At 39.7% G+C, this 21,962-nt stretch carries 19 protein-coding genes and 2 tRNA genes; 13 read left to right on the forward strand and 8 right to left on the reverse strand.

What is annotated here, in order from left to right:
• Positions 1–804 carry a phosphotransferase gene (locus QL989_RS07615; protein WP_290169459.1) on the forward strand — a complete coding sequence of 268 codons (804 nt, stop codon included), beginning with the start codon at positions 1–3 and terminating at the stop codon, positions 802–804.
• Here QL989_RS07615 and QL989_RS07620 read toward each other — a convergent pair.
• Positions 801–983 (reverse strand): helix-turn-helix domain-containing protein, encoded by a 183-nt coding sequence (locus QL989_RS07620; protein WP_138605246.1) that lies wholly within the window; start codon positions 981–983, stop codon positions 801–803. The two genes, QL989_RS07615 and QL989_RS07620, sit on opposite strands and share 4 nt — an antisense overlap.
• A 238-nt stretch (positions 984–1,221) precedes the next feature.
• On the opposite strand from QL989_RS07620, the gene QL989_RS07625 reads away from it, so the two are divergent.
• Positions 1,222–1,296: transfer RNA gene (locus QL989_RS07625), tRNA-Arg, on the forward strand.
• A 269-nt stretch (positions 1,297–1,565) separates the two neighbouring features.
• Entirely contained in the window at positions 1,566–2,783 is a 1,218-nt protein-coding gene (locus tag QL989_RS07630) for an HD domain-containing phosphohydrolase (protein ID WP_290169472.1), read from the forward strand.
• Here QL989_RS07630 and QL989_RS07635 read toward each other — a convergent pair.
• The gene (locus tag QL989_RS07635) at positions 2,743–3,066 is read right to left on the reverse strand and encodes a hypothetical protein (RefSeq protein ID WP_138605244.1); all 324 of its coding nucleotides are present in this window, start codon (positions 3,064–3,066) and stop codon (positions 2,743–2,745) included. The two genes, QL989_RS07630 and QL989_RS07635, sit on opposite strands and share 41 nt — an antisense overlap.
• 282 nt (positions 3,067–3,348) lie before the next feature.
• Here QL989_RS07635 and QL989_RS07640 point away from each other — a divergent pair, with 282 nt between their 5' ends.
• The gene (locus tag QL989_RS07640; RefSeq protein WP_138605243.1) at positions 3,349–4,650 is read left to right on the forward strand and encodes an outer membrane protein transport protein; all 1,302 of its coding nucleotides are present in this window, start codon (positions 3,349–3,351) and stop codon (positions 4,648–4,650) included.
• Positions 4,651–4,799: 149 nt separating this feature from the next.
• On the opposite strand, the gene QL989_RS07645 is transcribed toward QL989_RS07640, so the two are convergent.
• From QL989_RS07645 to pepA, 3 genes are all read right to left on the reverse strand, one after another.
• A complete protein-coding gene (locus QL989_RS07645) occupies positions 4,800–7,652 on the reverse strand; it encodes a valine--tRNA ligase (protein WP_290169476.1) in 2,853 nt (950 codons plus the stop codon).
• A gap of 58 nt (positions 7,653–7,710) precedes the next feature.
• Positions 7,711–8,157: a DNA polymerase III subunit chi gene (locus tag QL989_RS07650; protein WP_008112488.1), complete on the reverse strand. Its 447-nt coding sequence runs from the start codon at positions 8,155–8,157 to the stop codon at positions 7,711–7,713.
• Positions 8,158–8,329: 172 nt separating this feature from the next.
• Positions 8,330–9,841: a leucyl aminopeptidase gene (pepA, locus tag QL989_RS07655; protein ID WP_054202239.1), complete on the reverse strand. Its 1,512-nt coding sequence runs from the start codon at positions 9,839–9,841 to the stop codon at positions 8,330–8,332.
• A 307-nt stretch (positions 9,842–10,148) separates the two neighbouring features.
• Here pepA and lptF point away from each other — a divergent pair, with 307 nt between their 5' ends.
• Entirely contained in the window at positions 10,149–11,261 is a 1,113-nt protein-coding gene (lptF, locus tag QL989_RS07660; RefSeq protein ID WP_036933683.1) for an LPS export ABC transporter permease LptF, read from the forward strand.
• On the forward strand, positions 11,258–12,325 hold the full coding sequence (gene lptG / locus QL989_RS07665; RefSeq protein ID WP_290169481.1) for an LPS export ABC transporter permease LptG: 1,068 nt from the start codon (positions 11,258–11,260) through the stop codon (positions 12,323–12,325). The genes lptF and lptG overlap by 4 nt, the downstream gene beginning before the upstream one ends.
• A 96-nt stretch (positions 12,326–12,421) precedes the next feature.
• On the opposite strand, the gene QL989_RS07670 is transcribed toward lptG, so the two are convergent.
• Entirely contained in the window at positions 12,422–12,922 is a 501-nt protein-coding gene (locus QL989_RS07670; protein WP_290169484.1) for an RDD family protein, read from the reverse strand.
• Between the two features lie 270 nt (positions 12,923–13,192).
• Between QL989_RS07670 and QL989_RS07675 the strand changes: the two genes are divergently transcribed.
• From QL989_RS07675 to QL989_RS07685, 3 genes are all read left to right on the forward strand, one after another.
• Positions 13,193–13,277, forward strand: a tRNA-Leu gene (locus tag QL989_RS07675).
• Positions 13,278–13,596: 319 nt separating this feature from the next.
• A complete protein-coding gene (locus QL989_RS07680; RefSeq protein WP_290169485.1) occupies positions 13,597–14,589 on the forward strand; it encodes a fatty acid desaturase in 993 nt (330 codons plus the stop codon).
• A gap of 656 nt (positions 14,590–15,245) precedes the next feature.
• A complete protein-coding gene (locus QL989_RS07685; protein WP_008114296.1) occupies positions 15,246–16,385 on the forward strand; it encodes a Na/Pi symporter in 1,140 nt (379 codons plus the stop codon).
• Between the two features lie 56 nt (positions 16,386–16,441).
• Here the strand turns inward: QL989_RS07685 and QL989_RS07690 are convergent, their stop codons facing one another.
• Positions 16,442–18,511: a TonB-dependent receptor gene (locus QL989_RS07690; protein WP_290169488.1), complete on the reverse strand. Its 2,070-nt coding sequence runs from the start codon at positions 18,509–18,511 to the stop codon at positions 16,442–16,444.
• Positions 18,512–18,567: 56 nt separating this feature from the next.
• The gene (locus tag QL989_RS07695) at positions 18,568–19,224 is read right to left on the reverse strand and encodes a YoaK family protein (RefSeq protein WP_290169490.1); all 657 of its coding nucleotides are present in this window, start codon (positions 19,222–19,224) and stop codon (positions 18,568–18,570) included.
• A gap of 143 nt (positions 19,225–19,367) precedes the next feature.
• On the opposite strand from QL989_RS07695, the gene QL989_RS07700 reads away from it, so the two are divergent.
• The 4 genes from QL989_RS07700 to QL989_RS07715 all read left to right on the forward strand — a co-directional run bounded on the left by QL989_RS07700 (position 19,368) and on the right by QL989_RS07715 (position 21,813).
• Complete coding sequence (locus QL989_RS07700; RefSeq protein WP_041708743.1) at positions 19,368–19,616, forward strand: TIGR03643 family protein; 249 nt, start codon at positions 19,368–19,370, stop codon at positions 19,614–19,616.
• 73 nt (positions 19,617–19,689) lie between these two features.
• Positions 19,690–20,073 carry a hypothetical protein gene (locus QL989_RS07705; protein WP_290169494.1) on the forward strand — a complete coding sequence of 128 codons (384 nt, stop codon included), beginning with the start codon at positions 19,690–19,692 and terminating at the stop codon, positions 20,071–20,073.
• Positions 20,074–20,082: 9 nt separating this feature from the next.
• Positions 20,083–21,162 (forward strand): endonuclease/exonuclease/phosphatase family protein, encoded by a 1,080-nt coding sequence (locus QL989_RS07710; protein ID WP_290169497.1) that lies wholly within the window; start codon positions 20,083–20,085, stop codon positions 21,160–21,162.
• 162 nt (positions 21,163–21,324) lie between these two features.
• Complete coding sequence (locus QL989_RS07715; protein WP_138956971.1) at positions 21,325–21,813, forward strand: hypothetical protein; 489 nt, start codon at positions 21,325–21,327, stop codon at positions 21,811–21,813.
• Positions 21,814–21,962 lie beyond the last annotated feature (149 nt).

Genomic DNA, 21,962 nt, shown 5'->3' on the forward strand with positions numbered 1-21,962 from the left:
ATGAACCAGCATTCTCAGTTAGTTAATATTTGTAGTGCGTTTTTAGCACCTAGCAAAATAACCTCAACAGAGTATTTGGTTAATGGTTTAAGTAACGATAACTTTTTAATACGTACTGACTCCCAATCTTACTTATTAAAATGTTATCAATCATGTTGGCCAGAAGTCGCGCTAAATGCACAATATGAGCTTAGTAAGCAGCAAGTTTGCCCTGCACCTATTTGGCTCGATAAACAAAATAAGCGAGCGGCTTTTACTTATGTAGAGGGAGAGGTTGCAGAGTCTTACTTAGCTATGCCGCTATTAGCTAAGCTGGCTAAAGTACACGCTTATACAACTGATGCTCAAACGATGGATATTGCATCACAATTGCAAGCCTATCGGCATTTATTGGTGTTTAAACAGTTTGATAAGTACTTAAATAAAGTACTGGAAAGCATTGCGAATATGCCCATAGAACACGGCTTTTGCCATAATGATTTAGTAAAAGAAAATATAATCGTTAACCCAAAAGGCGTCTATTTAATTGACTTTGAATACGCTCAAACTAACGATGTTTATTTTGATCTTGCTGCGCTAGCCGTTAGTTTTAACTTAGATAGTTCAGCTAAACAGGCTTTGCTTAAAAGTTATCAAGTATATACGGCGTCAGAGCTATTTTACCTATCTATGCACAAGCTTGAGTGTTACCAAGTAGTTTATTTGCTGTTATGTATAGGCTGGTATGAGCAACGCGCTATCAACAACAAAGTTGTTGAACTGCGCGCGCAATTGGATGAGCTTTTAGCATCAATGGGGAATTAAAGCCCACCAAATCGAGCTGCTAGCTCTTTATATTTAGCTACTTCATCGGAGTCATATTGTGGTTCGCCATTAGCATCTTCACTTTTGGCAATAAGTAAGCTTTCGCGTGTTAAACGTTTAACTCGCTCGACTTTAACTCCTAAAAACTCAGCAACTTGTTCTGTTGACATTAACTTCATAATTACTTCCTCATGTTTAAATCTATCCGTTCAGTGACAATAATAGATAATATGTGTCTAAAGCGTTACTGTTTTTTTATAGAATATAAATAAATAGCGCTTTTTTCGCCTTTTGTTAAGTGATTAGTTTAAATTATAGACATGTAAACGCAACATGCTGGTATTTATACCAAGATGCCTTTATCATTGCGCATGCTAAAGCATTGATATCGCGAGTTGATGTGGCGGCAACAAATGTGCTCTCGTGGTGAAATGGATATCACGTGGCCCTCCGGAGGCTGAGTTGTAGGTTCGATCCCTACCGAGAGCGCCATTTGCGTTTACTTTTTACTCCCCTTAAAAACCATTAAAGCTATTTAAACTAGCTTGCTATTTTTATTCTTCGTTAAATAATAATGCTTGTAGCAATCTAATTTACACCGTTAGGCGTATATTCAGTGCTGTGTTTTTAGTTTAGTATTAACAGTCGCAAGATTGTTAGTATTAATGATTTATTATTACCCTAAAATCAAAAGCTAGACTTTTATAGCCAAATAATGCTATTAAAGTAAATATCCCTTAATTATAGAACCCCTCACATTTATGTTAGTTACCTTACCTATATCAGAGCTCATTCCCGGCATGTACGTAAATAGCGTGACGAAGCAGCAGGAGAGTGTGGATGGTATAAAAATTAAAACCAGCGGTTTGGTACGTGATAAATCTATAATTCAGCGTTTAATCACTGAAGGAGTGCTAGAGCTTCTTATTGATTTTACGAAAAGTGATGTGGCTGTACCGGCTAAATATAAAGAAAAAGAAAAACCACAAGCCGCTGCTACAAATCAAGACAAGCCCGCCAGTAAAAAGCGAGTTGTCAGCTTGCAACAAGAGTTTGCCAAAGCCAGCGTTAGTTATGATGCCCACAACAGAAAACTACAAAGTATTTTTGGTGATTTAACCTCAGGTTTGTCTCTGAATACTGATGCGCTTAATGAGATAAGTAATGAAATAGTTAGCTCTGTATTTCGCAATGAACATGCTATGACTATTTTAACTCGCATAAAAGATAAACATAGCTATAACTGGCGTCATATGATCAATTGCACCATATTTACAGCGGTATTCGCTAAGTATTTAGGGTATAAACGCGAAGTGGTTCAGGAGCTTGCTATGGGGGCACTGATGCATGACTTAGGGCAGGCTAAATTACCTCTAGGAATATTCTCAAAGCCTGGCAAAGTTACGGGTAATGAGATGACGGCAATAAAAAAGCATGTTGCACAATGCTTAGGGTTATTAAAAGGTGAGAAAGGTATCACCACTTTAATGCTGGATATGATTGTAAATCATCATGAGCGCCTTGATGGTTCTGGTTATCCTCGAGGAGTCGATGACAGCAAAATAAGTCGTCCTGCTCGGATTTTAGCGATTGTTGACGTATACGATGCACTCACAGCAGACAGGCCGCATCAAGAAGGGGACGAGCCTATAAATGCACTGCGTTATTTGTTGGCAAACAAACAGCTATTTGATGCAGAGTTAGTACAGCTATTTATAAAGTGCTTAGGTGTTCACCCTGTGGGTACTATTGTTAAGTTAACCAATGAGCGTTTGGCCTTGGTCCTAGAGGGCAATCATTCAAACCCAATTAAACCTAAAGTTAAGCTTTTTTATAACGCAAAACATAACCATCATGTTACCGCAAAAGATATTGATTTGAGCTTAAATAATGATGAAGTAAAAATACAAGCAAGTGTAAAACCTGCTGATTATAAAATTAACTTGCCTCGACTTTTAAAAGAGCATCTACTGCTTTAGTCTTTTGGCATCGTCTTTTTCTGTTTGTTTTAGCAGAAATATACCCACCTAAAAAGCAATTACCCATTAACGTTATCCACAATAACGTACCTAATTCTACATGCAGTGCTAAGCAGCAAAAAACCAAAGAAATAATCGCCATACTAATGGCTGCTAACCAATAGTGATTGACTGGGTTGTCACATTTACCTGCCTGCGTACACGCGCAATAATTTGCTTTATAAAAAAAATAAACACTTATACCGCAAAAAATAAGCGCTGTAACAATAAGTAAAATGATCACTGTCTTCTCCCTTGGTGACTTTATTGGCAGTGTAAATTGCAACGCAAGTTAAGTCAATGCAAATGAGAATTAATAGCATTAGAGTATATACTCTAATACCATACTTCTGCTCCGATGAGTTTTAAATAGTTGTTAAAATGTAGTTAAAAAACGTGTTTTTTGATGTTTTTTAACGTTTTATTAGAGTTTTTTATAAAAAATTAAGGTAGTGTACGCGGGTTTGAAATCCTAATAACAACACACATAGCTATCCAAACAGTGAGTTTGGCTAAGGACACAACAATGAAATTTACTAAAACTCTTATTGCGGCATCGCTGGCATTTGTTTCAGCTGATACCTTTGCAGCGGCTTTTCAGCTTGCTGAACAAAACGTATCTGGTTTAGGCCGCGCATACGCAGGTGAAGCGTCTGTAGCAGACGATGCGTCTGTGGTTGCACGTAACCCAGCATTAATGACGTTGTTTAAAGAGAAGCAACTTAGTGTTGCAGCTATGGCTGTAATTCCTGACGTGAGCCTTGAAGGTACAGGTAATGTCTACGGTTTAGATAACAGCGTACTAGATGATGACAGCATCGCACCGAGCGCGATTATTCCTGCTGGTTATTTCACTATGCCAGTAAATGATAAAGTATCAGTTGGTTTTGGTGCATTTTCTAACTTTGGCTTAGCAACTGAGTTTAACGATGATTACGCAGCTGGCCAAATTGCCGGTGAAACTGAAATTGTTACGGTAAACATGAACGCAAGCGTTGCTTATAAAGTTTCAGAGCAGTTTAGCTTTGGTATTGGTTTAAATGCAATTTATGCAGAAGCGAAGATTATTCGTAAGTTTGGTGTTGTACCTCCAGTAAACCCTGCTATTGCATCTATTCCTGCAAGTGCTGATGCTGTTCACCTTGAAGGTGATGACATGGGTTACGGCTTAAACGTTGGTTTAATGTACCAATTAGATGAAAATAGCCGCTTTGGTTTTAATTACCGTACAGAAACAGATATTACTTTTGAAGGTGAGTACTCGAATGAACTACCTTCATTTATTCCAGGTGGGTTAAACGGTCAAGTTGAATTACCTGGCTCAGTTGAAATTACATTACCAGCAATTGCTGAGTTCTCTGGTTCTCACCAATTAGATAAAAAACTAGGCGTTCACTACAGCGTATTGTGGACAGGTTGGAGCAGCTTTGATTCATTAGAAGCACAAGTTACTGCACCTACAGGTGGTAAGTTCAGCGCGTTTGAAAAAACAGAAGATTTCTCTGATGCACTGCGCTACTCAATCGGTACTGATTACCAGTACAGTGAAAACTTAATGCTTCGTGCTGGTTTTGCGTTTGATGAATCACCAGTATCACAACAGCATTTATCAATTTCTATCCCTGATACAGACCGTTTTTGGTTCTCGTTTGGTGGTAACTATGCGATCGATGAAAACTCAAATGTTGATTTAGGTGTGAGCGTATTACGTGGTAAAACACAAAACTTTACTGAAAAAGTAGAAAGCGAAACATTACCACAGCAATGGTCTTTTGAATCAAAAGGTCATGCAGTATTGTTAGGCGCACAGTACAACTACACATTCTAATTCTGCCTAGAGCCTAGAGCCTAGAGCCTAGAGCCTAGAGCCTAGAGCCTAGACACAAAAAAGCCGCTTACTTCATATGAAGTAAGCGGCTTTTTTATACTTATAAATTAACTGTTTACGAATGGCATAAGCCATTCGTACTGGTTTAATTATAAGCTTTCTATTTTAACTTTTTGCTCTAGTAGCTTTGTTTTAGCATCGGTAAATTCAGCTAGCTTAGCATTTTCTTTAGCGAGTACCGCTTCAGGTGCATTGTTAACAAACTTTTCGTTAGCCAGTTTGTTTTGCACTTGCGCTAGGCCTTTCTCAGCTTTTTCAAGTTGCTTGTTTATACGTGCAAGCTCAGCTTCGACATCAATTAACCCCGCCATTGGGATCATAATCTCAAGGTTGCCAACATAAGAGGTTGCACACGCTGGGGCATCGTCTTTGTTTTCAAGCAGAGTAAATGCTTCAAGCTTAGCGAGTGACGCTAAAAACGATTCATTTTCGTTAATACGGCGTACATCGTCGCTCGATGCATTGGCTAATAATACTGATAGCGGCTTGCTTGGGCTAATATCCATTTCACCACGAATATTACGAATCGCTAAAATGAATTGTTTAACCCATTCTAAGTCATCCATCGCTTTAGCATCAACACTTGCTGCGTTATAAACAGGGAAGCCTTGAACCATAATGCTAGTGCCTGTTGTTTCAAGCCCTGCAAGTGGTGCTACACGTTGCCAAATCGTTTCTGTGATATAAGGCATCATTGGGTGCATTAAACGCAGTAAGCTTTCAAGTACAGTAATAAGTGTATGACGTGTACCACGTTGCTGAGCTTCATTGCCTTTAAATAGTACCGGCTTAGTAAGCTCTAGGTACCAATCACAAAACTGGTTCCAGGTGAATTCATACAGCGTGTTCGCCGCTAAATCAAAACGGTAGTTATCAAGGTGCTCAGTGTAGGTTTTAACCGTGGCTTCATATTGACCTAGAATCCAACGATCAGCTAACGAGTACTGCTTTTCGCTCTCGTTAAAACCACAATCTTGCTCTTCTGTGTTCATTAATACGTAACGGCTCGCGTTCCATAACTTGTTACAGAAGTTACGATAGCCTTCAAGGCGGTTCATATCCCAGTTTATATCACGACCAGTTGAAGCCATGGCTGCTAGGGTAAAGCGCAGTGCGTCGGTACCGTGTGCTTCAATACCGTTTGCAAATACTTTGCGGGTATCTTTTTCAATTTTAGCGGCAAGTTTAGGCTGCATCATGTTACCAGTACGCTTTTGTACTAAGTCTTCAAGGCCAATGCCGTCAATCATGTCTAGTGGGTCAAGTACGTTACCTTTTGACTTAGACATTTTATCGCCGTTATCGTCACGTATTAAGCCAGTTACATACACGGTTTTAAAAGGAACTTGTGGTTTGCCGTTTTCATCTTTTATAAAGTGCAGCGTCATCATGATCATACGTGCAACCCAGAAGAAAATGATATCAAAACCGGTTACCAACACGTCAGATGGGTGGAAAGTTTTTAAGTCATCAGTATTTTCAGGCCAACCTTGGGTTGAGAACGTCCACAGTGCTGATGAGAACCAGGTATCAAGAACGTCTTCGTCTTGGCTTAGTGCTACGCTATCTGCAATATTGTTATCGCGGCGTACTTCAGCTTCATCACGACCAACGTATACGTTGCCTTCGCTGTCGTACCAAGCTGGAATACGATGACCCCACCAAAGCTGACGTGAAATACACCAATCTTGTACGTCGTTCATCCACGAAAAGTACATGTTTTCGTATTGCTTAGGTACAAATTGGATGTCGCCGTTTTTAACTGCGTCTTTTGCAGGTTCAGCAAGTGGTGCAACACGTACATACCATTGGTCAGTAAGTAGTGGTTCAATTACCACACCAGAGCGATCTCCGTAAGGAACAGTTAGGCCATGGTCTTCAATTTTTTCAAGTAGGCCTAGCTCTTCAAATTCAGCAACAATCGCTTTACGTGCGTCAAAACGGTCAAGGCCATGTAAGCGCTCAGGAATTGGCGCATCAAATTCAAGTTCTTTACCATCAAAGGTGTATGTTTCACCTTGGGTTAAAATAGCCGCGTCTTTGTCGAAGATGTTAATCATCGGCATCTTGTGGCGCTTACCAACTTCGTTATCGTTAAAGTCGTGCGCAGGGGTTATTTTTACACAGCCCGTACCTTTGTCTTTATCGGCATGTTCATCGGCAACAATTTTAATACGACGATTAACGATTGGTAGTAAAACCTCTTTACCGATTAGGTCTTGGTAGCGCTCGTCATCTGGGTTTACTGCCACACCTGAGTCACCCAGCATAGTTTCTGGGCGCGTAGTGGCTACAACAATGTAGTCTTTACCGTCTTGCGTTTTTACGCCATCAGCTAGTGGGTAACGTAAGTTCCACATATGGCCTTGTTTGTCTTTGTTTTCTACTTCAAGATCAGAAATCGCAGTGTGTAATTTTGGATCCCAGTTTACTAGGCGTTTACCACGGTAAATTAGGTTTTCTTTATGAAGGCGTACAAATACTTCTTTAACAGCTTCTGATAGGCCATCGTCCATAGTAAAACGTTCACGGTCCCAATCAACAGAAGCACCTAGGCGGCGAAGTTGTTTAGTGATTGTGCCACCAGACTCGTTTTTCCATTCCCAAATTTTATCGATAAATGTATCACGGCCTAAATCATGGCGTGTTTTACCCTCTTCTGCCGCAAGCTTTCGCTCTACTAGCATTTGCGTGGCAATACCTGCGTGGTCAGTACCTACTTGCCATAATGTATTGTTACCTTGCATACGTTTAAAGCGCGTTAAGGTATCCATGATGGTATCTTGGAAAGCGTGGCCCATGTGTAAGCTACCCGTGACATTTGGCGGCGGGATCATAATTGAATATGGGGTGCCTTGGCCAGATGGCTTAAAGTAGCCTTTTTGTTCCCAGTCTTGATATAGAGACTGTTCAATATCTTGCGGATTGTAGGTTTTATCCATTACACAGAACCTTAAATAAGTACTTAAATGAGTTAGTTAGCTTTGTACGCAGTGAGCGTTAGCGATTAATATCTTGCGTGGTGATATTGGCACCGAGTTGGCGTAGTTTTTTAAAGCGCTCACGAGCGGCTTGTTTGGCTACGGGCTCTACGGGTACAAAATCAAAAACTTGGTTAAACCGACGAATAAAATCCGGTAAGTGATTGGCCAAGTTAATTAATACTTTACGATTACCAACAGGTGGTGTTGTGCCAATTTCTACAGGTGCGCCGCCTTTTGGGCCTTCACCTTGTAAATTGTGGGGCACAAAACTGTCGGCATCAAATGTCCAAATAGTTTCGTCAATGCTGTTGGCGGTTGCTTCGCTGTCTACAAAAATAAATACGCGTTGACCAAGCCGATACTGTTGCCCAGCTATTTGAGCTGCTAAAGCAAAGTGATCATCGGCTTTAGCTAATGACTCATCTTGTTGCTTTAAAATGAAAAACTGGGCATTCATGTTCATTGTATCGGGATTTCCCATGACATTGATTGTGCTGTTATTAAATACACACAAATTAAGAAGGGGATTTTGCCATATAACGGGGTTTGCTTCAATTAATACCCAATAAATAAGGCGCTTTAAAAGCGCCTTATTTTATACTCTATATAGGGCTGTGAAGCCTTTTACAGGTTTGTTAGTCTTGGGTTGCTTCGCTAATGCCTGCTCGGTTTAATAAATACTGAGTTAGCATAGGTACAGGGCGACCCGTTGCGCCTTTTTTAGCGCCGCTGCGCCATGCCGTACCGGCAATATCTAAATGTGCCCAGTTATACTTTTTAGTAAATTTAGATAAGAAACAGGCCGCAGTAATAGTACCTGCAGCTCGGCCACCTAAGTTAGTAAAGTCGGCAAATGGGCTTTCTAGTTGATCTTGATAATCATCCCATAATGGCAGTTGCCATGCACGATCGCCACTTTGCTCAGACGCTTTTAATAAATCATGCGCCAGTGGATTATGGTTTGCTAATAAACCCGTAGCATGGGCACCTAAAGCAACAATACATGCACCGGTTAATGTTGCCACATCAATCACGGTTTCTGGTTCAAAACGCTCAACATAGGTTAGCGCGTCACATAACACTAAACGGCCTTCGGCATCAGTATTAAGTACTTCAACCGTTTGCCCAGACATAGTGGTTAAAATATCACCTGGGCGATAGGCGTTTGAGCTTGGCATGTTTTCACAACCGGCTAAAACGCCAATTACATTTATAGGTAGCTGCATTTGTGCAAGCGAGCGCATGGCACCAATAACACCAGCAGCACCGCCCATGTCGTATTTCATTTCATCCATGCCTTCGCCTGGTTTTAATGAAATACCGCCTGAGTCAAAGGTTAAGCCTTTACCAACTAATACGATAGGCGCTTGGTCATCGCCTGCGCCTTTGTAGTTAATTACCGACATAACCGATTCGTTATCACTGCCACGACCAACTGCTAGGTATGAGTTCATACCTAGTTCTGCCATTTTATCTTCGCCAATCAGCTCAACAGTGATGTTGTCAAAATTAGTCTCAAGTTCTTTGGCTTGCTCGCCAAGATACGCTGGATTACAAATATTAGGCGGCATATTGGCAACGTCTTTGCACAATTTGCTACCAGCAGCAATCGCTAGGCCATGCTCAATGGCACTTTCACCTATAGTCAGTTCGCGGCGCGTAGGAACGTTAAATACCATTTTACGCAGTGGACGACGTGGGTCTACTTTCTTACTTTTTAGCTGATTGAAGGTGTATAAACAGTCTTGGGTTGTTTCTACCGCTTGACGCACTTTCCAATAGGTATCACGGCCTTTAACGTGTTGCTCAGTTAAAAAGCACACTGCTTCCATCGAGCCTGTTTCATTTAAGGTGTTGATAGTTTTTGAAATAATTTGTTTATATTGTTTATCGTCTAGTTCGCGTTCTTTACCGCAGCCAACGAGTAGAATACGTTCGCTTAAAATATTAGGTACATGGTGTAATAGTAGTACTTGCCCAGGCTTACCTTCTAAGTCGCCACGACGTAATAAATTTGAGATATAACCATCGCTGATTTTATCAAGTTGTTCACCAATGGGGGATAACCTGCGTGGTTCGTATACGCCAACAACAATACATGCACTGCGTTGTTTTTCTGGGCTACCACTTTTTACGTTGAATTCCATTGTCACTCCTGATTTTGAGTCATCTATAGAAGCTAAGTTGGGACTAAAAATGTGTTTTCTAGTCTTTTTACCTAAATTTTTAGGTCTAGCGCTAATATTAGTAGATTTTACTCGACTCTTACTGTGTATTTGAACTTTATATGCTTAAGGGTTACTAATGCAACATTATATCGTGATGTTAGGTAGGATAATTAATATTGATGGCTTATAATATGTGCTTAATACTCATTTAAAATGAGTGAATTAACTAGTTCACTCATTGTTTTTTATTACTAAATTGAAATTCCATGTTTAACAGGGGCGAATGTTGCTAATTTTCCGTTATTTGACCACTGAGGTTTTAAAATCGCAGGTCGCCGTATTTTTAACTTTAATGACCATATTTTTGTCGCAAAAGTTTGTTGTCATTCTTGGTGATGCCTCAGAAGGTAGTATCCCAGCAAAGCTTGTGTTTGCCATGATTGCGCTTAAATTGCCGCAGTTGGCATCGTTAATTTTGCCTCTGAGCTTATTTTTAGGAATTATTTTAGCTTACAGCCGGATTTACGCCGACAGTGAAATGACAGTACTTAAAGCCTGTGGCGTGAGTGAGTGGTATGTAGTGCGTATTACGCTAATTTCAAGTGTCATTTTAGCGTTGTTGGCCGCGGTACTTACTTTGTATATTGCACCGTGGGCAAGCGAACAAGAATACCAACTTAAAGAGCAAGCCAAAGCTGATGCTGGTTTATCTGCACTTCGAGCTGGACGTTTTCAACAAACCGGTAACGAAAAAGCCGTGGTGTTTATTCATAATATTGAAAATGGCGGCAAAGAGCTCAACAAAGTTTTTGTGGCACAACTACCCGATAGTGAAAAAAGTGACCTAGCGCGTTTAGTTTATGCAGAGCAGGGCGTTGTTATTGAAGCGCAAAATGGTGAGCAGCAGTTAGTGCTCACTGATGGTAAGCGCTATGAAACTGACGGCGAAGCGCCTTCACTTAACTTAACTGAGTTTGATGGTTACAGCGTACAAATTCGCGAGCAAGAAATAGAACATCAACGTCGTAAGTTAGAAGCCGTGCCAACTCGTGAGTTAATGTCTATTAACACTCCAGAAGCAATTGCACAGTGGCAATGGCGTTTAGCTATTCCGTTATCTATTCCATTATTAACTTTACTAGCAGTACCCCTGAGCGTTGTTAATCCACGCCAAGGTAAATTTGCTAAATTAGTGCCTGCTTTGAGCTTATATTTAGGGTATTTCATTTTACTCAACGCGGCTAAGTTTGCGGTAGAAGATGGGAAAATTCCGCCCTCTATTGGCCTATGGTGGATTCACCTAAGTGCATTATTTATAGGTAGTTTATTAATTATTAAAGGCCGCCCATTAGGTGTTTGGCTGAAGGCTGTCGTGACTAAACGGGAGCAACACATATGATGAAAACGCTTGATTGGTATTTAGGCCGTAGCATTATGCAAACGACTGGATTTGCACTAATGGTGTTGGTGGGGATCAGTACTTTAATAAAATTTATAGAGCAGCTTAAATCGGTTGGCCGTGGTAGTTACGATATTATGACCGCCTTGCTATATACCATTTATAGTATGCCCGGCGATTTAGTGGTGTTTTTCCCAATGGCAGCACTTATTGGTGGCTTAACTGGGCTAGGCGCTTTAGCTTCTAATAGTGAGTTGGTAGTAATGCAAGCCGCGGGTATGTCGCGTTTACAAATCATTGGCTCGGTAATGAAAACAGCAATTTTTATGGCGCTGTGCGTAATGGCGCTAGGTGAGTGGGGGGCGCCCGCTGCTCAGCTGCACGCCAAAGAAATGCGTAACCAAGCTATTCATGGCGGGGATGTATTTAATGCACAAAAAGGCGTGTGGGCTAAAGATGGCAGTAACTTTATTAATATTGAAGATGTTGACCAAAATGGCATGCTCCGCGGCGTAAATATGTACCACTTTGATAAGTCGTTGCAACTTACACAAATTACTAAAGCAAAAGAAGCAGTAGGGCGTGATAATGGCTGGCTACTGCGCGATGTGAACAAAGTATTGATCAATGAAGAGCTTATTACCACGGAGCAAGTTACTGAAGAGTTTTACCCATCTCAGCTTACCGGTGAAAAACTTGGCGTGGTTTCAGTAAAACCAGAGTCATTGTCGTTTTCAGGATTGTGGTCATATTTAGCTTATTTGCAGCAAAATGAGCAAGACACCAGTACCTATGATTTAGCGTTATGGCGTAAATTAATGCAGCCAGTGTCTATTGCTGTGATGTTGTTGGTTGCCTTATCGTTTATATTTGGTCCGCTGCGAACCGTAACTATGGGGGCACGAATTATCATGGGAGTGGTAACGGGGATAGTGTTTCACTTAACTAATGAGATATTTGGCCCAGTGGTAATGGTATATCAAATCCCAGCCATTGTAGGTGCCGTTCTGCCGAGCATTTTATTTACTGGGTTTGCAGCTTATTTAATGAATAAGCGGATGTAGCTAGACTTAAAGCTTAAATAAAAACGCGGCCTTTTTTAAAAGTGCCGCGTTTTTTATGCTTTAGCTTGAGGTTATACAAATTCACTAGATTAAGTATTAATCTAGTTCGCGATAAACGCGTTTATTTTCTTCTTTGGTGAGCGTAACTACTTCGGTTTTTGAAAAGTAATCTTGCAGTGCTTTTTTATTTTTAAAGTCGACTAATACCACTAAATTCCCTAAACCAAGTAATGCGCTGATACTGCGGATAATAGCTTGTGGCCAGCTAATTAAACTTCCTTGGTTGGTTTGTACTTTTAAGCGCCATGCGCGCATACCAATTGTTTGCCCACTCTTAGTCCAAAAATAACCAAAAAATATCAAGCCAACAAGCACCAGCAGCGAGCTGCGAATACCAGAAAGTAATAGTGAATCCTGAATACGTGCAGATACATCTTCAGCGCCATTAAGGGCAATAACATCAAGGGAAATAAGCCCTTGAATAGCAAATAAATACAATACCACCGTTAGCATCGCAAAAGCGATAATAGCTAATGTGTCGTACACCAATGACGCAAAACGACGCCAAAACCCTGCTCGTGGAAACTCAGCCGACATAAATATACTCTCACTGTTAATGTGCGCGATAGTTTAGCAAATAAGCCGTTAAATACTACCTATTACGCTACGTGCTTAACTCGGTATTGGCTCAAATGTTAATGGTTGCCTAAATGTTAAGCGGTCGATCACGCTTAATACATAAAACGCTTGCCGCTTTGCTCATTGTTTGTATAATGCTAAGCAATGAGATGGGAGAGGGTACATAATCTTTCACTCTTAAGTGGTTTTTCTTTATCTTCTCGTGTTAGAAGGTTAAAGAAAAATGATGCCAGCGTGATGAAATTGGTATACATGGGGGATTCAAAATCCCCTGCCGAAAGGCGTGCCGGTTCAAGTCCGGCCGCTGGTACCACTTTTTATAGCCCCGACCAAATTGGTTGGGGTTTTTTTATGCCTAAGATTTGAGTGGCCGGATTCTAATTACAAAAAATGTGTCCAACATTGCTACTTTTATAAGCAGTAGGTTTTGATCTAAACTTGGCCTGTAAACGTTTTGGTTTACCTAACCTTAAGCTCTGCTTGAGATAGGTTTCTTATCCAGAACTAAGGTTAGATAGTAAACACAGGCCTGACTTTAATCGTATTTTTCATTGATATGAGTTAGCTAAGTTGTGCAATGTGTTTTGACTCGGGTATTATATACCTTAACCTCTTGTTGCGAATAAAACATCATGACTCAATTAACCGCAAAACAGAATATTCAAGCCATTGTAAAAGCGATTAAGGCTGAAGAAGCATTGCTGCGTAAAAAACACCCGCTATTAATGCATCAAAATACCTTAGGAATGGCTATTTTACTACTCTCATTAAGTGCGTTAATAGGAATTGGTACGCTGTATTATTTTGCTATTATACCCGCGTGGTTATGTGTCATTTTAGCGGCGATTGCTACCTCAATTTCCCATGAACTTGAGCACGACTTAATTCATAAGCAGTATTTTAGCAACCAACCATTTTTGCATAATTTTATGATGTTAACCGTGTGGCTGATGCGACCTAATACCATAAGCCCATGGTACCGTCGCAAGATGCATTTACATCATCATAAAACGTCGGGTACTGAGCAAGATTTAGAAGAACGTTTGGTAGGTAATGGTATTAAAAATCCGTTTTTACGTGCCTTAGTAATTATTGATGGATTACTCGGCTTATTAATTAATGCAAAACGTTTTAGTAGAGAAATTAAAGGGTTTAGTTTTTTTAAAGTGTTTAATGCTGGTTTTCCAATTACCACTGCTTATTTTGCTATTTTATACAGTGTGATAGCGTTTCATTTAATCAATTTATTTACCCCAATTGCGGCTAACTCACCGGTATTTCTACTTGATGTAATGAATGTGTTCGAATTTCTAATGGTGGTGCTGATTGTGCCTAACATTGTGCGTTCGAGCTCACTTAATTTTGTTACTTCAAGTATGCATTATTACGGCGGTGTGAATAATATGCTTGAACAAACTCATGTTATTACTAGCCGTTTATTTATACCATTTAATTTATTTTGCTTTAACTTTGGGCATACTCATACTATTCATCATTTTGTGCCGAATCAGCCGTTTTATTTACGACAAATGATCAGTAAAAAAATCCTTGAAGTGATGCGCCAACACGGGGTACGTTTTAATGATTTTGCCAGTATAAAACAAGCGAATTTGTATCAATCATAATGTTAATTTTTATCCAATTATCAATTGATGCTTTGTTAATATTGCCTAGTCTAATGCTAGGCAATGCCTCTAGTAATATCAGGTAAAGTCCATAAAACCGTTTCAAATACCTAGGGTCTACTGACCTTTGCGGATTGAGATTCGTTAAAACTAGAGCAATTCAATCGCGATACGAGGTTTGTAACCTTGTGGGTTCGATAACTGCTCCTGCGTTATTCTACTGGCTTACATCCCTGTAAGAATAAGTGAAAAACGAGCAAAGCTTCCGCGTCTTGCTCATGTTCCTTACCTATACCCATTCAGGCAACAAAGAGTAAATCGCCTCTTAGCATGGCCTTTGGAACAGCTGAAAATTCAACCTTAAAAGATCATCAGAACTTAGTTAATTCATTACTTAAATACATTTTAACTTAGTGCTCAATTGCTTCTACTCAGTGCTTCGCTATGTAATTTAATATCAATTTTTTAATTACTTATTTTTAAAGTTATGGCTTGCCTTATACTCGATTTTTTAATCTTATATTTTTAAGTTATGAATAAAGAAGCACGTTAATCGAATTGAAATATTTCTGTAATATTTAGGTGTTCTAATGCGCTCTGAAACAAAAACGTCATCAAAATGCCATAATCGGTAAGACAAAAATTGAGATTTAAACATGAGTGAATCAAAGCGCAATACGCTATTAATAAAAACGCTTAACTGGGCTGCTATCGCCTTTTTAGTTTATTTAGTCCTAGTAGCCGTTGGTACTGTCAGTGGTGGTTTTAAATTAGCGTCGGGCGGTACTGAGGGAGCAAAAGAAATTTTTGCATTCGCAACCAACCCGTTTATTGCATTATTATTAGGTGCTTTGGCAACGGCTCTAGTGCAATCGTCATCAACGGTTACTTCAGTAATAGTGGGCCTTGTTGCTGGCGGTTTACCGTTAAGTATTGCTATTCCAATGGTGATGGGTGCAAATATTGGTACGACTATTACTAACACCTTAGTGTCTATTGGTCATATTCGCTCTAAAGAAGAGTTTCAACGTGCGTTTGCAGCATCAACGGTTCATGATTTCTTTAATTTATTTGCCGTTATTATATTTTTACCGCTTGAGATAATGTTTGGTTTGCTGCAAAAAATGTCCGCAGCTCTGTCGCACCTATTTATTGGTGATGCCGACTTATCATTAAAGAGCTACAACTTTATTAAACCACTTGTTAAACCTGCTGTGGGTGTAATAAAAGATGCATTTAGCTTCCTAGACACAAAAATGCTAGGTGCAGCGATGGTTATAGCAGGTATTTGTTTGATTTTATTTGCCGTAACTACATTAGGTAAACTACTTAAAAAAGCATTGGTTGGCACTGCAAAAGATATACTGCATGGTGCAATTGGGCGCGGGCCTATCGCAGGTATAACATCAGGTGCGGCGGTAACAGTTATGGTTCAGTCGTCATCAACTACCACGAGTTTAATGATCCCACTTGCGGGAAGTGGTGTGTTTACTACACGTCAAATCTATCCATTTACGCTAGGGGCTAATATTGGTACAACCATTACCGCTTTATTAGCCGCCACATCAATCACAGGGCCTATGGCTGAAGTGGCGCTAACGATTGCTTTAGTACACGTTATGTTTAATGTATTTGCGGTTGCACTAATTTACGGAATTCCTGTACTACGTGAAATTCCGCTTAAGTTAGCCGAAAAGCTAGCCGAAATTGGTACAAAGAATAAATCAGCTGCATTAGGCTATGTGTTAGGGTCGTTCTTTGTGGTGCCTGGTCTAATTGTACTGGCCGTTAGATAAGCAAATAAATGAATAAAAAGAATGCGCTATATAGCTTATATAGCGCATTTTTTGTTTTACCATTGGTAACTTACAGACAACATGGCATTACGCGGTTTTCCTGGGAAGTAACGATCGCCAGTAAAACTAGTGTAATCTGCGCGCTGTGCGTAAGCCGTGTTGGTTAGATTTATTATTCGCGCACTCAGTAATAGCTGTGGGCTTATTTGCCATTGGCCGCGCAAGCTTAAAATATCGTGACCTTGATATTCATGTAAGTTTTCAGGGTGGGTAAAGTAGCGACTCACATAGTGCCATTGCAGAGCAAGGTTAACACGCTCGTTGGCTTGCCAGTTAAAATCGATATTAGCGACCTTTCGAGGTGCGGTATCAATATCGTTACCTTTAATATTAATACTGCCGATGATTTGCTCATTCGAGTACGTATGTTTGGCATAAGTACCTGCAAAATTAATCGAAAAGTGCTGATTAAAGCTGTGTGCTAACTCAAGCTCAATGCCACGATGTCGAGTTTGGCCGTCATTAACAGTAAAAAAGTCACTGTCACGGTAGATGGTATTGTGCTTGCTCATCGCATAAGCCGACAAACCGTAGCGAGTATTGTTGTACACCCCTTTAATACCTAACTCAGCATTATTTGCTATTTCTGCATCTAAGTCGGCAGTACTTTGCTCGCGTTGTAATTGATAAAGCTCAGCTGCTTGTGGGGCTCTATAGCCTCTTGAAAAGTTAGCGTATAGTGTATTGTTAATATTAAGCTGATAGCTCACACCGAGTTTTGGCGAAAGATTACTAAAGCTGTTTTTAGTGCTCTCGGGGCGACTATAACGACAGCCACCAAAACCACATTTACTGCCATCTTCTTTCGTACGCCCTGTAAGCATATTGTTTTGATAGTTATATTGCATATGCTCATAACGTAGACCTGCAGTTATAAGCCAATTATTTAGCTGCCAATCAATAGCGGCAAATGGGGCATATAAGGTGGCATCGACTTGGTAATCGTAATGTTTACCTTGCGGCACGGTGGCCACTAAAAACGCAGAACCTTGAGTCGGTTTATCTTGGGTTTGTAAAAAATCGGCTTGGGTAAACTCACCATCAAAACCAAGCTTTAGGTTGGTATTGTCGTTCACATAATGCTGATAAAGCGATTGTAGACCAAACCCAGTTTGGCTATTTTTTTCAAGTGGTGTGCCGGGTAAAAAGTGTTTAAAAAAGTCCATGCTTTGGTCACGAATATAAGGAGTAACAACTAGAGTGTTCTCTCCTAATTGCCAGCTTGCTTTACTCCAAGCCCTAAGCGAGCGAGCTTTTCTAAAGGCGTCAGGATCAAAATTTTGCTGTGCTATATCTTCATCTTTATAGCTTTGAAAACCGCTAATATAACCAGCAGTTTGTTGATCTAAATTGGTATACGTAAGCCCAGAAACTAAGCTTAAGTTGTTATTATTATAGCGATGGCGCACATTTATTTTTTGTTGCTTTACGCTTTCGTCATCTCGATAACCGCTATCATCCGTAAAACTAGCATTAATACCTAGGCCTGAATTATCCATGGCATGGCCTGCACGTAATTTATAGCGAGCATAACCATAAGAGCCATAATCAAAGCCTAGTAAACCACCACCTTGCGTAGTGTCAGGGGTAATAACGTTAATTACACCATGCACTGCATTAGAACCATATAGCGCAGAACCTGGGCCTTTTAATACTTCAACACGCTCTGCCATTTCGCTATGCGCTTCAAATAGTTCATTGATATTACAAAAACCAGCTGCACGAAGAGCTATGCCATCTTCTGCGGTTAAAACACCACCACAAGCGCCCGTTCCAGAAAGTACTTGCGAGCGCAGAGCCGGTAAATACTCTTGGCCATTCCCACGTTGGACATTGGCACCTGCAACGCGTTGTAGCGCTTCCTCTACATGGGTAGGAGCTATAAGCTCAAGCTGTGATTCACTTAATACACTGATCACCAGTGGTAATGGCGTGGAAAGCGCTTCACTACGCGATGCTGTGGTGGTGATACGTTCAATTGATTGCGCGGTATCTTCAGCACACGCACTATTAATTAAACCTAACTGACTGCATAACAATAACGGGGGTAAATAGTAATATTTCATAAATTCCAGCACATCGGCAATTTGATAAGTTTAGGGTAGGGGATTTTGTGAATTGGTTAAAGCACACTCAACCTATAAACCCGATAAGTAATCGATAAAACAATACAAAAAATGCCCGGAAAAACTAAAGTGAGCACTGAGTAATGTTTAAATAGTAATACACCTACCACTCCGCCGGCTAAAAACCCGGCAATAATTAATACAAAGACCAAGCATTTTCTATTGTCAAAAGCTTCTCCTTTTAGGGCTTTACCAAGCATCAAACCCAGATCGGTAAAAATACCGGTTAAGTGAGTGGTTCGCACAACTGCGCCGCTGTAGTTAGTGGCTAAAGCATTTTGTAAGCCGCAGGCCGCAGAAGCAAGTGTAAGTGCGTAAGGGTAGGAATATTGAAGTAGCTGTGCGCTTAACAGTAGTAAAATACCCTCAATAAATAAGAGCGTATCGTAATGGCGGCCTAGCTTAAGTGAACCGCCTGAAAGCATTAAGCCTGTTAATGCCGAGCCAAATATAAAACTCAGTACAATCGCAATTAAAAATAACGCCGCCTTGATGTTGATAGTAAGTTCAATAGCTAATGAAGTCACCGACCCTGAAACGTGAGAAATTGCTTGCTGTTCAAACCCTAATAAACCTACTGCGTTTACCATACCGGCAATAAAAGCGAGGGTAAACGCACCATATTCGACCCACTTAGGTAGTTTTGTAAACATCCTTTTAGCTCCGGTTTCAGTGTGTAGATTAATCATACACTTAATTAAAGTTAATAAATGAAAAGAGGTTATATTTTTAACATCACAAGCAAGTGATGATCGCTAAATTTAACTTTTGCGTATTAACCAAATTTGGAATTAATATGTTTAACCAAGAACAGCAATCACGCATTATAGAAATGGCATGGGAAGACAGAACGCCATTTGAAGCCATTGAAAATCTGTATGGGCTAAATTACTCTCAATTAGTTAATTTTATGCGGGAGCATATCTCTAGCGGGTCATTTAAAGTATGGCGTAAGCGCCATGCTGGGCGTAAAACTAAACACCTAAAGTTACGCGACCCCGCGATTATGCGCAGTCATTGTAAAACACAGTACAAGCAACGTTAATTTTTCTCATTTCATGTAATGTTCAGGCTTAGCCGTTAATACTCTTCAGTAATGATCACACTGGAGAATCGCCATGAAATCACTAATCAGTATTTTAGCAATGGTTTTTGCGCTAACGGCAACAAACGCATTTGCTGTACCACACAAAGACAAACATGCAGGCAAGCATGCGAATAAACACGCAAACAAGCACCACTGGAAAAAGCAAAAAAATAACCAATACCATAATAAAAAATGGCTTTCTAAGAAACAAGCCAAGCAGTTAATTCGTCAAGGGTGGACTCCACCAGGGTGGCACAGATCTTATCATCAAGGTGATATCCTTGGGCATGACATTTATAAGCGTGCTAGAGTAATAGACCGAGAAAGAGACACAGTGCGAGTTGAAGTTGATCGCACTATTATTCACTTAGTGCACGACACTCGTGAAATACTCTCTATTTTACAGCGCTATTAGGATTTATAAATGCTCACTGTATTGGTCATAGTTACTGGCTTGTTGTTATTAATAACGTTATTACCCCTGTCATACAGTCAGCATTACTTGATACGTAGTTGCGACTTTGTGCGCTTGCAGGTGTGCTACCTAGCAAGCGCTGTAATTATCGTTGCACTAATAGGTATGTGGCAAATCGACTTTATTGCATACTCATTAATAGCGGCTGTTGCTTTAATTATTTGTGCGCTTCAAGCTAAGTGGATTTATCCCTACACTTGGTTTGCTAAAAAAGAAGTATTAACAGCGCCAAAAAGTAGTGATCATAGCATCAGAATCTTATCCGCTAATGTACTGATGTCGAATCGACATAGTGAGCAGTTAATTAACTTAGTCGATAAATATCAGCCCGATTTACTTATCACCTTAGAAAGCGATAGTTGGTGGCAAGATAAATTGTCCGTGCTTAAAAAAAACTACCCTTATCAAGTACAGTGCCCAAAAGATAACCGCTACGGCATGCATGTATTTAGTAAATTTAACATACTCGATGCACAAATTTGTGCACTTATAGAAGATGACATTCCTTCTATTCATATTTTATTTGAAAACCACCAAGGGTTAAAAATGCAGGGGCATTTTATTCATCCCGCGCCACCAAGCCCAACCGAAGAAGATTCATCACGCCCGCGCGATAGCGAATTAATAATGGTGGCTAAAGCTCTTAAAGATTCAACTCGGCCTACGATAGTCGCTGGCGATTTAAATGATGTTGCTTGGTCACGCAGTACTCGTTTATTTATGCAAATTAGTGGATTTTTAGACCCCCGTAAAGGCCGTGGTTTTTTTAATACTTTTCATGCTAATTACTTTTTTATGCGTTGGCCGCTTGATCATTTGTTTCATTCAAAAGGCTTTAGTGTAAAACGGATAAAGCGCCTTGCTAAATATGGCTCCGATCATTTTGCCTTACTAACCGAACTGGTATTTGAAGATGCTAATCAGCAATCCCTAGAAACAAAACCAAGTGAGCAAAAGCAGCAAGATATACAAGAGCTGGCAATGAGCAAAGCAGATAAACGCAAAGTACCAATGTTTGAGAATAGCTAGGTATAGTAAAGGTGTTAGGTTAAAGGTTTTAGGCTAAAGAAAGTAAAATATGAGTTGTTGCTTAGGTTTTTTATCTTATTTATATTAAGAAAAATATGTTAAATAATTTATTATTTTATTCGTTTAAATTTCTAATAATCTAAATTAAACACCTGAGTAGTTATGAATAATATTTTTTCGACAAATATCCCTAATAGAGAAATTATGGGTAAGGCAATAGAGTTTAATGATGCTGCTCATGCTTTATATGTTAGAAAGCATCCAGGCTCTCCATTTATTACATGCGCATCTTTTTCTGTAGAGTTGTATATTAAAAGTCTAAGTGCAAAAACTTATTATGATGGTAGAGATAGTTTTGGTAATTACAAAGATCTTTATTCAAAATCTGATATTAATGGCCATAGGCTAACAAAACTCTTTGAGAAAGTTCCAGAAAATTTACAAAATGGTTTACGACTTTGTTATTTGGACTCTGACTATCCTAGTGATTTTAAGTCACTAGATTTAGTTTTAGAGCATATTGATTCAAGTTTTGTTGACTTTAGGTACTCTTTTGAAAAGAAAAAATATTCATTGAACATGACAGCATTATTAAAAGTATCGGATATTTTTCATAGGTATGTATATCAGCTATATGAAAAATTAGATTAATACTCTCTTAAATAAACTCATTTAATACATTTTGGTAGTGCTTTTAAGTTTGCGGCATTTTCTACAGCGAGCCATTCAGTTGAGTGTTAAAAATTCATCAGACAAAAAACACCGCGCTTGCTACAAGCGCGGTGTTTAATTTTACTAAC

Origin of the sequence: Pseudoalteromonas sp. APC 3224, assembly GCF_030407535.1 — a bacterium.
GTDB lineage: Bacteria > Pseudomonadota > Gammaproteobacteria > Enterobacterales > Alteromonadaceae > Pseudoalteromonas.

What these genes read in the sequence shown, in the direction of transcription:
- QL989_RS07690 (WP_290169488.1), bottom strand. Translation starts at nt 18,511, where the DNA reads ATGAAATATTACTATTTACCCCCGTTATTGTTATGCAGTCAGTTAGGT.
- pepA (WP_054202239.1), bottom strand. Translation starts at nt 9,841, where the DNA reads ATGGAATTCAACGTAAAAAGTGGTAGCCCAGAAAAACAACGCAGTGCA.
- QL989_RS07680 (WP_290169485.1), top strand. Translation starts at nt 13,597, where the DNA reads ATGACTCAATTAACCGCAAAACAGAATATTCAAGCCATTGTAAAAGCG.
- QL989_RS07645 (WP_290169476.1), bottom strand. Translation starts at nt 7,652, where the DNA reads ATGGATAAAACCTACAATCCGCAAGATATTGAACAGTCTCTATATCAA.
- QL989_RS07710 (WP_290169497.1), top strand. Translation starts at nt 20,083, where the DNA reads ATGCTCACTGTATTGGTCATAGTTACTGGCTTGTTGTTATTAATAACG.
- QL989_RS07640 (WP_138605243.1), top strand. Translation starts at nt 3,349, where the DNA reads ATGAAATTTACTAAAACTCTTATTGCGGCATCGCTGGCATTTGTTTCA.
- QL989_RS07615 (WP_290169459.1), top strand. Translation starts at nt 1, where the DNA reads ATGAACCAGCATTCTCAGTTAGTTAATATTTGTAGTGCGTTTTTAGCA.
- QL989_RS07650 (WP_008112488.1), bottom strand. Translation starts at nt 8,157, where the DNA reads ATGAACATGAATGCCCAGTTTTTCATTTTAAAGCAACAAGATGAGTCA.
- QL989_RS07630 (WP_290169472.1), top strand. Translation starts at nt 1,566, where the DNA reads ATGTTAGTTACCTTACCTATATCAGAGCTCATTCCCGGCATGTACGTA.
- QL989_RS07705 (WP_290169494.1), top strand. Translation starts at nt 19,690, where the DNA reads ATGAAATCACTAATCAGTATTTTAGCAATGGTTTTTGCGCTAACGGCA.
- QL989_RS07670 (WP_290169484.1), bottom strand. Translation starts at nt 12,922, where the DNA reads ATGTCGGCTGAGTTTCCACGAGCAGGGTTTTGGCGTCGTTTTGCGTCA.
- QL989_RS07695 (WP_290169490.1), bottom strand. Translation starts at nt 19,224, where the DNA reads ATGTTTACAAAACTACCTAAGTGGGTCGAATATGGTGCGTTTACCCTC.
- lptG (WP_290169481.1), top strand. Translation starts at nt 11,258, where the DNA reads ATGATGAAAACGCTTGATTGGTATTTAGGCCGTAGCATTATGCAAACG.
- QL989_RS07715 (WP_138956971.1), top strand. Translation starts at nt 21,325, where the DNA reads ATGAATAATATTTTTTCGACAAATATCCCTAATAGAGAAATTATGGGT.
- QL989_RS07685 (WP_008114296.1), top strand. Translation starts at nt 15,246, where the DNA reads ATGAGTGAATCAAAGCGCAATACGCTATTAATAAAAACGCTTAACTGG.
- QL989_RS07620 (WP_138605246.1), bottom strand. Translation starts at nt 983, where the DNA reads ATGAAGTTAATGTCAACAGAACAAGTTGCTGAGTTTTTAGGAGTTAAA.
- QL989_RS07700 (WP_041708743.1), top strand. Translation starts at nt 19,368, where the DNA reads ATGTTTAACCAAGAACAGCAATCACGCATTATAGAAATGGCATGGGAA.